The organism is Pseudomonas sp. MF08817, assembly GCF_059862705.1.
This window is the reverse complement of record NZ_JCBCUY010000037.1, coordinates 42,630-56,652: the sequence shown is the minus strand read 5'-3', so window position 1 is coordinate 56,652 and position 14,023 is coordinate 42,630. Positions and strand designations below refer to the sequence as shown.

Sequence of the window (14,023 nt, the reverse complement as noted above, 5' to 3'; positions counted from 1 at the left end):
GGGTGGTTTTATCGGTGCTGCGTTTGTAGAGGTAAGTGTCGGGGTCGTCGGCGACTTCCTCGGCGCTACCGCGCCGCTCCTTCACCGGGGTCGCCTTCGCCGCCGCGAAGTCCGCCCCATACCGCCCCGCACACAAATCCGGGCGGTGCAGGCGCTCGTTCAAACCCTGCATCAGCCCGGTTTCCACTGACTCATAGGCGGCGCCGGGGTCATTGACGCCATGCAAAAAAATCACGATACCGGGCATATCCCGAGGGATGGCGATCAGTCGATCACCCGGTCGATTAGGGACAAGCCGACTGCGTAGTTCGGCGATAACACTGTAGTTGGGGTCGCTCATGCCTTAGCTCCTTTGAAGGCGGCCATCAGCCCACCTCACGGGGATTCGATGTCCGGTTCGTACTGATTCAACACCTGCTCAAACGCAGTGCTGCCGGCGTATTTGAGCTTGAGCCGTTGCAGTTCAGCGTCCGTGCCTCGGCATTGCTGGTTGATGTCGTCGATGGCCTGCGATTGCTCATCACCTTGGTCGGGGATTTCGCCACGCAAGTGGTCGCACAGGTCCCGCTGTTGAACGAATTCACTGATATCGCTGGGCATTTGTTCCGATCCGCAAGCCACTTGAGTCAATGCGAATAACAGCACTGCCGCTACTGAGAAATGGGTAGTCATCGGTTACTTTCCATCCGTCGACCAATGCGGTTTGTCTCGGTCGCCCCGCAGAAATTTGATAACGCCGTAGGTCTTCCCCACAGCGTGCAACTCAAGGTTCATTTCGGTTCGAGGTTCGGTATTGATGATCACCGCAGTACCTGATGCGTTATTGATAGTGAGGGTCCCCGCCCAACTGATCGTCGTATCGATGGCGTTACCTTCAATATGTCGGGACGTTAGGGATGGAGAGGTTTTAAGGTTTTGCATGCCGTATGCATTGACCATCGCTTTAGCGCCAGCCACGGATTTAACACGCGAATAAGCGCCTGCATCGTCTTGATGGGCCCACTCAATATCGATGCCTTCACGTTCCGGCACGGTTTGTGGGTCAGCGGCTTTGTTCACGATTTGCCATGCCCAGTGCATGAGGAAGGCCCTGTTGGCAGGCCGTAACGTTGCAGAGATGCTGACGGTTGCGCCGGCAGCACGAAGCGCAGCAATGAAGGCCGTTGCCTTCGTCGCAAACGGTGCGGCTAAGTCATCCAGGCTGACGCTGGTCGGAAATTCACTCACCCACGAGCGGCCGCTGGGCTTTTTCGTGGAAATCTCAACAATCACAGGTGTCTGGTCCGACGTGGGTGTGAGGTTGTGTCGGGCTATCGTCATCGTAAGGCACCTCGATTTTGGCGATTTGTGGTGTGTCGGATTGCACGGTTTGGGTGTTGCCGTGCTCGTCGGTGATGCCAATGACGACATCGCCGGACTCAAGCTGAATTCGATATTTCACGTCGCTGAGCGGCACGCCGGTCTGCTTGTCTTTGATGAGATAGGTGAGGTCATAAGGGCTGTTCTTGCTGGGCGCAGGTTTCAGGCCGCTCCCCACACCCGTTGCACCTGAGTCAAGTAACGGCTTCAACACATTCACATTCGCCAACTGCATGGCTTCTCGCTGAATCTTTTCCGTCCCCCCGTCACCTCCAGTGATCCCTTGCACCACGCTGCCATCCTCCAACGCGACGTTGTAAGCCTGCGATAACGCAGCAGCCTTTGCGTCACCTTCGAAGTGCAAAACGTGACGCTGATCTGCCCCATCACGCCCAAACGCTGGCATCGGCACGCGGTCAGTTTTGGGACCGACCCAATCATGGGCCGCCGCATGCACGATGGCGCTGCCCGCCGTACCGATCTCGATGCCGCCGCCAAGCTTGATGTAGCTGCCGTCGTCGGCGACCAAGCGAATGGTCGGCGCCGTCAGGACGATTTCACCTTCCGCCGCCGAGGCGTGCAGGCTCTTGTGTGCATTGAGGGCGATGTCGTCGCTCTGGCCCTGCACCAACACCTTGCCGCGGTTGGCGATGGCGCTGATGCCTGCATCCTGGGCAAACGCAGAGATGCCTTGGCCCGCGTGCAGGCGCATGGCCGCGCCGCTGGTCATTTGCAAGTGGTCCTGCGCGGTCGTGTCGTGGTTGCCACCGGCGTAATGGGCTTGGGATGCAGGGGTAGTGCTGACAATGCCCGCCTCGCCGGTGATGGCGATCAACGGTTCACCACGGCCAGAACTGTCGGCGGCGGGCCATTGATCCAGGGTTTGGCGAAGGGCCTCGATACCGGCGTGATCGAGGGCCTGGGCGCCTTGTGCCGAGGCGGTTTCGCCCAAGGCCTTGAACAGGTCAGCGCATTGGCTGAGCAACTCCAACAGCGCTTCGCGGCCCAGTTGCGGGTCCAGGGCCTGATGTTTGGCATAGCTGGTCAGCAGCAAACCTTGTGCGGCTCGCAAGGCAATTGCGGCGTTAGTGCGCAGCTCCGCGCCGTTGCCCAACGGCTGGGCCCTGCCTTCACTGCGCGGCGCAGTGAGTTTGCCCAGGTTCAACGCACTATCCTGATGGCGGCTCGCCAGCCGGGCGCGCAGTTCACCGGCAGTGTCATCGAACAGCAACTCGTTATAGCCGCAGCCCTTGTGCTCTTTGGTCTTGATCCCGGACAGGGCTTGGTTGGCGGGCAATTGCCCGGTTCCCCCCACGTCGCTGAAGCGTGGCGAGTGGTGGCTGCTGTTGTAGACAGCCCCGGTAATCAACGGCCGGTTGATGTCACCTGCGATAAAACTCACCACCACTTCCTGACCGATGCGCGGCATGAACTGGTGGCCAAAACCGTCCCCGGCGCTGGGCTGGGCCACCCGCAGCCACGCGGTGTCTTGCGCATGCTGCCGGGCGCTGTCGTGCTCATCAGGCTGTTGGCGTTGCCAATGAAAGCGCACTTTCACCCGCGCCCACTCATCGGTGTACACCTCGCCCAACGCTAGATCGCCCACCACGACGGCAGTCAGAGGCCCCGCCACCACTGGGCGTGGCGTCAAGCATTGGGGGCGGTAGGGAATGTCGCGACGAATGCTGGAAAAGCTGTTGCGGTAATCCGCTTTGTCTTCGTTGAGGTAGTTGTTGCGCCCCTGATGTTGGACGCTTAGCAGCAGAAACTCCCTGGCGTACAAATGATGGCGCTGGGCCGGCGCCCCCTCATGCCGGGGATGCTCTGTCAGGGTGAAGGTGTAGCCCGGCTCCATGGCGCGACAGTTGCTGACACCGCGAAAAGTCTTACTCAGCACATGCAAGGCATCGCGGTGGCTGTCGAGCCGATGCTTGGCCTCGCGTTCATCGCCAGCGCTGTATTGCCCTGAAAAGGCGTAGCGCTCCAGTGGCACGGAGCCACTGGCGGGTGTCAGTAGCGCTGTAGACACGCGATCCCACTGGCCCACCTGTTTGTAATCGAACGTGCCAGCGCTAACGGCATCGGGTTGCCGTACGCGCTGGGCGGTCCATTCGCAGATGGTGTCGGCATGGGTCGGGATCGAGCCCTGGAGGTACGCAATCACCGGTTGTTGTGGCAGTGGCGAGAGCCCACGGCAGTCATCGCGCACCACCAGCGTGTGCCCTTTCGCCGTGTGCTCGAAGTAGAACAGCCAGCCCTCTTCTTCCAACAAACGGCGTACGAAGTGCTCGTCGGTTTCATTGAACTGGGTAATACAACTGTGGGTTCGCAGGGGCAGATCCTGCTGAAGATCGAAGCGCAACACCGCCAATGCGCCGTAATGGGCGAACACCGTGCGCAGTACATCCACCACCGTGCGCTCTTGAAAAATACGGGCATCAACCCGCTGCCCCAAATACCAAAGCCATGGGCTCAGTGTCGCGCAGTAGTGGCTCAAGCCACCGTCACTCTTCAAGTAGCTGAAGGCAGTGATATGGCCATGAATGCAGCGGTGGGCGCCGTTGGCCAGTTCGATTTCAAGCAACGCGCCTTGGTCGATCAGGGTCTTGAGTTCAATACGTGGATCAGGGCTCAGTAACGCCAGATCGAAGCTGAACGGTTGCGATATCGCTTCACTGCCGCTGAAGCTGTCCAGCAGTAATTCATGCTTGGGTTCAGTGTGGACGGTCAGCTTTATCAAACGCTGTTTTTGCGCGCTGAGAAGTGATGCAGGGGTGATGAGCATGCTGGCCTCTTCTTATGCTGAGGACGGCGAACGTTCATCGATAGGGAGAGGGGCTACCCATTCGCCTGACCGCGCGAATTTGAGCATGGGAAAAGGAAAACGACATGTCGGACGCAAGCCACCGACAAGTAGGAGCACTCCGAAAACACGGCATATCGGCTGGCAGCAGTTGCCAAGACAACAGCACTGAGGGTAGGCGCCACGCACCGTTCTTAACCATTTAAGTAAAAAAAAACCGCGCCCTTGGGACGCGGTTTTTTTCGTTTCGCTGCTGGCGTTAGAGCCTCAGCTCAACGCCATCAGTGGTTCAGGGCGAAGTCTTTTTCTGCCGCATCGAAGCGCTGGATCATGCCCGCGGTTGGCGCGCCGGCCTTGCTCACCAGGTAGATGGCGAGGCTGGCGAAGATGAAGCCCGGGATGATTTCGTACAGGCCCAGCAGCTCGAAGTGTTTCCACACGATCACGGTGATCGCGCCGACCAGGATACCGGCCAGTGCGCCGTTGCGGGTCATGCCTTTCCACAGTACCGAGATCAGCACAACCGGGCCGAAAGCGGCACCGAAGCCGGCCCAGGCGTAACTCACCAGGCCCAGTACGCGGTTTTCCGGGTTGGCGGCCAAGGCAATGGCGACCAGTGCAACCACCAGCACCATGGCACGACCGACCCATACCAGCTCGACCTGGGAAGCGCTTTTACGCAGGAAGGCTTTGTAGAAGTCTTCGGTCAGGGCGCTGGAGCACACCAGCAACTGGCAGCTCAGGGTACTCATCACGGCCGCCAGGATGGCCGACAGCAGTACACCGGCAACCCATGGGTTGAAGAGGATTTTCGCCAGTTCGATGAACACACGTTCGTGGTTCTCGGTCACAGGGCCGGCCACTTCCGGGTGCGCCGAGAAGTAGGCGATACCGAAGAAACCAACGGCCACGGTGCCGCCCAGGCACAGGATCATCCAGGTCATGGAGATGCGACGGGCATTGGCGATCGACTTGACCGAATCCGCCGCCATGAAGCGCGCGAGGATGTGCGGCTGGCCGAAGTAGCCCAGGCCCCAGCCCAGCAGGGAGATGATGCCGATGAAGGTGGTGCCCTTGAGCATGTTGAAGTTGTCAGGGTTCTGCGCTTCGATCGCCAGGAAAGTGGTGTCCACGCCACCAGTGGCCAGCAGCACGATGATCGGCGTCAGCAACAGGGCGAAGATCATCAGCGTGGCTTGCACGGTGTCAGTCCAGCTCACCGCCAGGAAACCACCCACGAAGGTGTAGGCAATGGTCGCCGCAGCACCGGCCCACAGCGCGGTCTCGTAGGACATGCCGAAGGTGCTTTCGAACAGACGGGCGCCGGCCACGATGCCGGAGGCGCAATAGATGGTGAAGAACACCAGGATCACGATGGCCGAGATAATCCGCAGCAGGCCGCTTTTGTCTTCAAAACGGCTGGAGAAATAGTCCGGCAGGGTCAACGCGTCGCCGTTGTGTTCGGTCTGCACCCGCAGGCGACCGGCCACGAACAGCCAGTTGAGGTAGGCACCGATAATCAGGCCGATGGCGATCCAGCTTTCCGAAAGGCCCGACATATAGATGGCGCCCGGCAGGCCCATCAGCAACCAGCCGCTCATGTCCGAGGCACCGGCCGACAATGCGGTCACGACGCTGCCCAGGCTGCGGCCACCGAGGATGTAGTCAGAAAGGTTGTTGGTGGAGCGATAGGCCGCAAAGCCGATCAGGACCATTGCCGCGATGTAGATCACGAAAGTGATCAGGGTTGGATTACTTGCACTCATTGAGTTACGCCCTGGCTTTGTTTTTATGTAGCGGCGGCTTCTAGCCCTCCGCCAACGGATCACGTTTGACAGACGATTGCACGAGCCACGCATTTATGACCGATGTTTCCCCAGGAAAGCCATCGGCCGATGCACCGTTCTTTTGGTCCGGTTGCACCTTGGCCGCGAATGCTATGCAACAAAGCAAATAAGGTGCAACCAGTTTCTCGGGAATAAGTTGCACCTAGTCGGAAATATATTTCCCATGCGGTTTTATGCTCCTTTTTGGAGCACAAAACGCCGCATTGCTAAGCCCAAATGCACCAAGGCCGTGCATCCTACACAGGCAGGAAAAATTTTCCTGACGAGCCGTCTATTATTCCGTCAAAAAAAGGGTTGCACCCGGTTGCACCTCTATCGGCTCGCCGCTAATCTTGCCGCCAGCTGATGCCACCGGTCGTGGCAAACATGAGGATAAAAATATGGCTACCACCACCCTTGGGGTCAAACTTGACGACCCAACCCGCGAGCGCCTCAAAGCAGCCGCGACCTCGATTGATCGCACGCCGCACTGGCTGATTAAGCAGGCAATTTTCAATTACCTGGAAAAACTCGAGGGTGGTGCAACCCTGACCGAACTCAGCGGTTTGACCGCCAAGGACGCAGACGACGCCGGCGAAGTGCAAGCCGACCACGCGCACCAGTGCTTCCTGGAGTTCGCCGAAAGCATCCTGCCGCAATCGGTATTGCGCGCCGCCATCACCGCCGCCTACCGCCGCCCTGAGCCCGAAGTGGTGCCGATGCTGATCGAGCAGGCGCGCCTGCCCGCCGCGATGGCCGAAGCCACCAACAAACTCGCCGCCTCGATTGCCGAAAAACTGCGCAACCAGAAGAGCGCCGGCGGCCGTGCCGGGATCGTGCAGGGCCTGCTGCAAGAATTCTCCCTGTCGTCTCAGGAAGGCGTGGCGCTGATGTGCCTGGCCGAAGCACTGCTGCGCATCCCGGACAAAGGCACCCGCGACGCCCTGATCCGCGACAAGATCAGCACCGGCAACTGGCAGCCGCACCTGGGCAACAGCCCTTCGCTGTTCGTCAACGCCGCCACCTGGGGCCTGCTGCTGACCGGCAAACTGGTCTCGACCCACAATGAAACCGGCCTGACTTCGTCCCTGAGCCGCATCATCGGCAAGAGCGGCGAGCCGATGATCCGCAAGGGCGTCGACATGGCCATGCGCCTGATGGGCGAGCAGTTCGTCACCGGCGAGACCATCGCCGAAGCCCTGGCCAACGCCAGCAAGTTCGAGGCCAAGGGTTTCCGCTATTCCTACGACATGCTCGGTGAAGCCGCACTGACCGAACATGACGCCCAGAAGTACCTCGCGTCCTACGAGCAAGCCATCCATTCCATCGGCAAGGCTTCCCATGGCCGCGGCATCTATGAAGGCCCAGGCATCTCCATCAAGCTCTCGGCCCTGCACCCGCGCTACAGCCGCGCCCAGTACGAGCGCGTGATGGACGAGTTGTACCCGCGCCTGCTGTCGCTGACCCTGCTGGCCAAGCAATATGACATCGGCCTGAACATCGACGCCGAAGAGGCCGACCGCCTCGAGCTGTCGCTGGACCTGCTCGAACGCCTGTGCTTCGAGCCGCAACTGACCGGTTGGAACGGCATCGGTTTCGTGATCCAGGCCTACCAGAAGCGTTGCCCGTATGTGATCGACTACGTGATCGACCTGGCTCGCCGCAGCCGTCATCGCCTGATGATCCGCCTGGTCAAAGGCGCGTACTGGGACAGCGAAATCAAACGCGCCCAGGTTGAAGGCCTGGAAGGCTACCCGGTCTATACCCGCAAGGTGTACACCGACGTTTCCTACATCGCCTGCGCACGCAAACTGCTCTCGGTGCCGGAAGTCATCTACCCGCAGTTCGCCACCCACAACGCCCACACGTTGTCGGCCATCTACCACATCGCCGGGCAGAACTATTACCCGGGCCAGTACGAGTTCCAGTGCCTCCACGGCATGGGCGAGCCTCTGTACGAACAGGTTGTGGGCAAGGTTTCCGAAGGCAAGCTGAACCGTCCGTGCCGCGTGTACGCCCCGGTCGGCACCCACGAAACGCTGCTGGCCTACCTGGTGCGTCGCCTGCTGGAGAACGGCGCCAACACCTCGTTCGTCAACCGCATCGCCGACCAATCCATCTCCATCCAGGAGCTGGTGGCCGACCCAGTGGCCAGCATCGAGCAAATGGCCACGGTGGAAGGCGGCTTCGGCTTGCCGCACCCGCGCATTCCACTGCCGCGTGACCTGTATGGCCACGAACGCGCCAACTCCGCCGGCATCGACCTGGCCAACGAACATCGCCTCGCATCGCTGTCCTGCGCCTTGCTGGCCACCGCCCATAACAACTGGAAAGCCGCGCCCATGCTCGGTTGCGCTGCCAGCAGCGAAACCCCGGCACCGGTGCTCAACCCTTCGGATCTGCGTGACGTGGTCGGCCATGTGCAGGAAGCCACCGTCGAAGACGTTGATAACGCCATCCAGTGCGCCCTCAACGCCGCACCTATCTGGCAGGCCACCCCGCCGGCCGAGCGCGCCGCGATCCTGGAGCGTGCCGCCGACCTGATGGAAGCCGAGATCCAGCCGCTGATGGGCCTGCTGGCCCGCGAAGCCGGCAAGACTTTCGCCAACGCCATCGCCGAAGTGCGCGAAGCCGTGGATTTCCTGCGTTACTACGCGGTGCAGGCGCGCAACGACTTCACCAACGACGCCCACCGCCCACTGGGCCCGGTGGTGTGCATCAGCCCGTGGAACTTCCCGCTGGCGATTTTCAGTGGCCAAGTCGCCGCTGCCTTGGCCGCCGGTAACCCGGTGCTGGCCAAGCCTGCCGAGCAAACCCCGCTGGTGGCCGCGCAAGCCGTGCGCCTGATGCTGGAAGCCGGGATTCCCGAAGGCGTGCTGCAACTGCTGCCCGGCCGTGGCGAAACCGTGGGCGCCCGCCTGGTGGGTGACGAGCGCGTCAAAGGCGTGATGTTCACCGGTTCCACCGAAGTGGCGCGCCTGCTGCAACGCAACATCGCTGGGCGCCTGGACACCCAGGGCCGGCCGATCCCGCTGATCGCCGAAACGGGCGGGCAGAACGCCATGATCGTCGACTCCTCAGCGCTGACCGAACAAGTGGTCATCGACGTCGTCTCCTCGGCCTTCGACAGCGCCGGCCAGCGTTGCTCGGCCCTGCGCGTACTGTGCCTGCAGGAAGATTCGGCAGACCGCGTCATCGAAATGCTCAAGGGCGCCATGGCCGAATGCCGCCTCGGCAACCCGGAGCGCCTGTCCGTGGACATCGGCCCGGTGATTGACGCCGAAGCCAAGGCTGGCATCGACAAGCACATCCAGGGCATGCGCGATAAAGGCCGCAACGTGTACCAGGTCGCCATCGCCGACAGCGAAGAGGTCAAGCGCGGCACCTTCGTGATGCCGACCCTGATCGAGCTGGAAAGCTTCGACGAGCTGCAACGGGAGATCTTCGGCCCGGTGCTGCACGTGGTGCGCTACAAGCGCAAAGACATCGACCAGTTGATCGAGCAGATCAACGCGTCGGGCTACGGCCTGACCCTGGGCGTGCACACCCGCATCGACGAAACCATCGCCAAGGTGATCGACAACGTCAACGCCGGTAACGTCTACGTCAACCGCAACATCGTAGGTGCCGTAGTGGGCGTGCAGCCGTTCGGCGGCGAAGGCCTGTCGGGCACCGGCCCGAAAGCCGGCGGCCCGCTGTACCTGTACCGCTTGCTGTCGACCCGCCCTACCGATGCCATCGAACAATCGTTCGTACGCAGCGATGCAGCCAACGCCCCGGACATGCGCCTGCGTGAAGCCCTGCTTCAGCCGCTGACCGCCCTGCAAACCTGGGCCGACAGCCACAAACTGGCCGACCTGAGCGCCCTGTGCGTGCAGTTCGCGGCCCAGTCGCAAAGCGGCATCACCCGCACCCTCAACGGCCCGACCGGCGAGCGCAACAGCTACGCCATCCTGCCGCGCGAACACGTGCTGTGCCTGGCGGAAGTCGAAGGCGACCTGCTGACCCAACTGGCGGCCGTACTGGCAGTCGGCGGTTCGGCAGTGTGGCCGGAAGGGGAGTTGACCAAGGCTGTGTTCGCACGTTTGCCCAAGGCTCTTCAGGCGAAGATCACCCTGGTGGCCGACTGGACCAAGGACGAAGTCACCCTCGACGCCGTCCTGCATCACGGTCACAGCGACCAGTTGCGCCAGGTCTGCCAGCAAGTGGCCAAGCGTGCCGGTGCCATCGTCGGCGTCCAGGGCCTGTCCCAGGGCGAAACCAACGTCGCCTTGGAACGCCTGGTGATCGAACGCGCCCTGAGCGTCAACACCGCGGCCGCGGGCGGCAACGCCAGCCTGATGACCATCGGCTAAACCGCACCAACACCGGGCCGCTGCAATGGCGGCCCGGTGTGCTTGAAAAACCTGTGGGCGCGCCGCCCGGCGCGCTTCCACACAGGTTTCCGGCAACGTTTTTTAGGTGGCTGGTTAAGCCGCTGCTCTGCCCCACCATCACGCTCATCAATCATCCTGTTCAGCCCTTATTCACGCGCCTAGACTCGGTCCATTCCAAAAAAAGGTAGGCCGCCATGTCCGAGACGCTGCTCAGTTCCCGCAATCTGGCTTTCGAGCTGTATGAAGTCCTCGACGCCGAGGGCCTGACCCGGCGTGAGCGGTTCGCCGAGCACAACCGCGAGACGTTTGACGCCGCCATCGGCACTGCGCGCAGCATTGCCGAGAAGTTCTTCGCCCCGCACAACCGCAAGGGCGACGAGAACGAGCCGCGTTATGAGGACGGCAACGCAATCCTGATCCCGGAAGTCAAACCGGCGGTGGATGCCTTTCTCCAAGCGGGCTTTCTCAACGCCGCGCGCAGTTTCGAGGCCGGTGGCATGCAGTTGCCGACGCTGCTGTCGCAAGCCTGCTTCGCGCACTTCCAGGCCGCCAACGCGGCGTCCACGTCTTACCCGTTCCTGACCATGGGCGCGGCCAACCTGATCGAGAGCTTTGGCACGCCGGAGCAAAAACAGCGCTTCCTGCAACCGATGATCGACGGCCGCTTCTTCGGCACCATGGCCCTGACCGAACCCCATGCCGGCTCGTCGCTGTCGGACATCCGTACCCGCGCCGAACCCGCGGCGGACGGCACTTACCGGCTCAAGGGCAATAAGATTTTCATCTCCGGGGGCGACCATCCGCTGTCGGAAAACATCGTGCACATGGTGCTGGCCAAACTGCCGGACGCGCCGGCCGGAGTGAAGGGTATTTCGCTGTTTATCGTGCCCAAGTTCCTGGTCAACGAGGACGGCAGCCTCGGCCCGCGCAATGACGTGCTGCTGGCCGGGTTGTTCCACAAGATGGGCTGGCGCGGCACCACGTCCACGGCGCTGAACTTCGGCGATAACGGCAACTGTGTCGGCTATCTGGTAGGTAAACCGCACCAGGGCCTGAGCTGCATGTTCCAGATGATGAACGAGGCGCGCATTGGCGTGGGCATGGGCGCGGTGATGCTCGGCTATGCCGGCTACCTGTATTCCCTGGACTATGCCCGCGAACGCCCGCAGGGGCGCCTGCCCGACAGCAAGGACCCCAACACCGCGCCGGTATCGATCATCCAGCACGCCGATGTGCGGCGCATGCTGCTCACCCAAAAGGCCTATGTGGAAGGCGCCTTCGACCTGGGCCTGTACGCGGCGCGGCTGTTCGATGACACCACCACGCTGGAAGGCGAGGCCGAGCGCAAGCAGGCCCAGGAACTGCTGGATTTGCTCACGCCCATCGTCAAGTCCTGGCCATCGGAGTTCTGCCTCAAGGCCAACGAACTGGCGATCCAAATCCTCGGCGGCCACGGCTACACCCGCGAATACCCGGTGGAGCAGTACTACCGCGACAATCGCCTGAACCCGATCCACGAAGGCACCCACGGCATCCAGTCCCTGGACCTGCTGGGGCGCAAACTGGCGCAAAACGGCGGCGCGGGGCTCAAGCAACTGATTCGCCTGATCGCCGACACCGGTGCGCGGGCCCAGGAATACCCATCACTCAACGCCTTGCGTGAACCGCTGGAACAACTGGTGGCGCGCCTGCAAACGGTGACCCTGGGCCTGCTCGGCGACCTGGCCCAAGGCAAGGTCAACAGCAGCCTGGCCAACTCGGCGCTTTACCTGAAAGTATTCGGGCATACGGTGATTGGCTGGCGTTGGCTGGAACAGGCGATTCGCGCCGAGGAAGGCCTACTGCGGAGCAATGCGGCGGATGTCACCTTCTATAAAGGCAAGCTGCAAGCCGCACGCTACTTCCTGACCTGGGAAGTGCCGGGTTGCCACCATGAACTGGCGATTCTCGAAGCGCGGGATGACACCTGCCTGGGGATGCAGGATGAGTGGTTTTAGTTGGATCCCACACGCTGGCAACTGACCACCCGCGCGCTGCGCCTTTTGCGCAGCGCGCCAGTCGCCTAGATCACGGTGCCAGCTGTCAAAAATGTGCCCCGACAATCAGCTAGAGGCTCACGCTTCGCTGCCAATGGCCTTGGAAATCACCTCGACCGTGGCGCTGACCTGCTCTTGATAACGGTCCAGTTCCAGCTTGTGCTGCTTTTGCATTTCCAACTGCTGGGAGCACAGGTTCATCGCCGCCAGCACCAGCAACTTGTCGCCGATCAGGGTCGGGTACTTGCGTTTGGTTTCGGCCAGCGCGGCCTTGAGCATCAGGGCGGCGTCCAGCAGGGTCTGTTCTTCCCCCGCGGGGGCCTTGATCGAGTAGTCCTCACCGAGAATGGAGACAACCTTGATTGCGTCTGGCCCCTGTCTCATGCGTTGCCAGGGCCTGCACTGACGCGCTCGACCAGCGCCTGGATACGCGCGGCGGTGGCGCCGTGTTTTTCTTCCTGCTCCATCAAGTTCAGTTGCAGGTTTTCGTTTTCGTCCTTGGCCTGGGCCAGTTCGGCGCTCAGGGTGCGGTTGCTGTCGGCCAGGGCCTGGTTCTGTTGCACCAGATCGCCGACCAGTTGCTCCAATTGACTGAGGGATGCTTCCAACATTTTGATTTCTCGGGCTTTTTCGAAGGGCGCGTACGATAAAGAAAAGTCACCACACACGCCAGGGTTATCCGGGTGCAAAGCCTTGATTTTCCTGGCGATGGACCGGCTTGCGAGCTTTACAGACTGCGATTAGCGCTTCTGGTTCCCCCCCTGGGGGGCTGCGACAAAACCGCACAGGCACTCAAGACTTTGCCTACATGACCGATAGGTCAGGATTCTGCCTTTTTTGCACCCTGCGCCAAGGCGAGCCTTTTGTCGGTAACTGTCATGTCTCTTCGCAATATGAACATCGCTCCGAGGGCGTTCCTCGGTTTTGCCATGATTGGCGCCCTGATGCTGCTGCTGGGGGTGTTTGCCCTCAACCAGATGAGCAAGATCCGCGCCGGCGGCGAAGACATCGCCCTGACCAGCGTGCCCAGCCTCAAGAGCCTGGACGAGTTCACCCAACTGACCCTGCGCCTGCGCGTGCTGTCCTATCGCCTGCTTATCAACCGCGAACCGGACGTGCAGCAAAAGACCCTGGAGCTGTTCGACCTGCGCAACCAGCAGATCGCCAGCGCCCAGCGCGACTACGTAAAACTCATCAACGGCGCCCAGGAACAGGCCGCCTACGACCAGTACGTGCAGCTCCTGGGCCAGTACCGCCAGCTCGAAGAGCGGATGAAAAACCTGTCGCGCAATGACCGGGTCGATGAGTTGCGCGAGTTGCTCAACACCGAGTTGTTGAACAATTCCGAGGCGATCAACAGCGTGCTCGCGCGCCTGATGGACATCAACACCGAGCAGACCCACGCCACCGACCAGAATGCCGCCGACCAGTACGACCACGCCTTCAACCTGGTGGTGGGCCTGTTGCTGGTGGCCAGCGCCCTGACGGTGTTGTTCGCCTGGCTGTTGACCCACAGCATCACTGGGCCTATCGCCAACGCCCTGAGCGCCGCCGAGGCCATCGCCGAGGGCAACCTGACCCAGCCGATCACGGTGGACGGCAGCGACGAGGCCGGCCGCTTGC

9 protein-coding genes and 1 pseudogene are annotated in these 14,023 nt (G+C 61.5%); 3 read left to right on the top strand and 7 right to left on the bottom strand.

Features of this window, described 5'->3' with window-relative positions; translation table 11 throughout:
* The 5 genes from AC19YR_RS20620 to putP form a co-directional block, all read right to left on the bottom strand.
* A partial coding sequence (locus AC19YR_RS20620; RefSeq protein WP_500599933.1) for a T6SS effector phospholipase Tle3 domain-containing protein occupies positions 1-340 on the bottom strand: 340 nt, incomplete at its 3' end.
* 35 nt (positions 341-375) lie between these two features.
* Positions 376-600: a hypothetical protein gene (locus tag AC19YR_RS20615; RefSeq protein WP_500599931.1), complete on the bottom strand. Its 225-nt coding sequence runs from the start codon at positions 598-600 to the stop codon at positions 376-378.
* A gap of 75 nt (positions 601-675) precedes the next feature.
* Positions 676-1,272 carry a peptidoglycan-binding domain-containing protein gene (locus tag AC19YR_RS20610; protein WP_500599929.1) on the bottom strand — a complete coding sequence of 199 codons (597 nt, stop codon included), beginning with the start codon at positions 1,270-1,272 and terminating at the stop codon, positions 676-678.
* A complete protein-coding gene (locus AC19YR_RS20605; RefSeq protein WP_500599927.1) occupies positions 1,262-4,144 on the bottom strand; it encodes a type VI secretion system Vgr family protein in 2,883 nt (960 codons plus the stop codon). The genes AC19YR_RS20610 and AC19YR_RS20605 overlap by 11 nt, the downstream gene beginning before the upstream one ends.
* A gap of 299 nt (positions 4,145-4,443) precedes the next feature.
* Entirely contained in the window at positions 4,444-5,928 is a 1,485-nt protein-coding gene (putP, locus tag AC19YR_RS20600; RefSeq protein ID WP_095110896.1) for a sodium/proline symporter PutP, read from the bottom strand.
* A 461-nt stretch (positions 5,929-6,389) separates the two neighbouring features.
* On the opposite strand from putP, the gene putA reads away from it, so the two are divergent.
* Both putA and AC19YR_RS20590 read left to right on the top strand, forming a co-directional pair.
* The gene (putA, locus tag AC19YR_RS20595; protein ID WP_500599925.1) at positions 6,390-10,343 is read left to right on the top strand and encodes a trifunctional transcriptional regulator/proline dehydrogenase/L-glutamate gamma-semialdehyde dehydrogenase; all 3,954 of its coding nucleotides are present in this window, start codon (positions 6,390-6,392) and stop codon (positions 10,341-10,343) included.
* Between the two features lie 215 nt (positions 10,344-10,558).
* Positions 10,559-12,361 (top strand): acyl-CoA dehydrogenase, encoded by a 1,803-nt coding sequence (locus AC19YR_RS20590; RefSeq protein ID WP_500599923.1) that lies wholly within the window; start codon positions 10,559-10,561, stop codon positions 12,359-12,361.
* A 117-nt stretch (positions 12,362-12,478) separates the two neighbouring features.
* Here AC19YR_RS20590 and AC19YR_RS20585 read toward each other — a convergent pair whose 3' ends face one another.
* Positions 12,479-12,784, bottom strand: a complete 306-nt coding sequence (locus AC19YR_RS20585) for a cell division protein ZapA (RefSeq protein WP_095110899.1) — start codon at positions 12,782-12,784, stop codon at positions 12,479-12,481.
* Positions 12,781-13,011: a hypothetical protein gene (locus AC19YR_RS20580; RefSeq protein WP_095110900.1), complete on the bottom strand. Its 231-nt coding sequence runs from the start codon at positions 13,009-13,011 to the stop codon at positions 12,781-12,783. The genes AC19YR_RS20585 and AC19YR_RS20580 overlap by 4 nt, the downstream gene beginning before the upstream one ends.
* A 267-nt stretch (positions 13,012-13,278) precedes the next feature.
* Here AC19YR_RS20580 and AC19YR_RS20575 point away from each other — a divergent pair.
* A pseudogene (locus AC19YR_RS20575) lies at positions 13,279-14,001 on the top strand (MCP four helix bundle domain-containing protein); the annotation flags it as partial.
* Positions 14,002-14,023 lie beyond the last annotated feature (22 nt).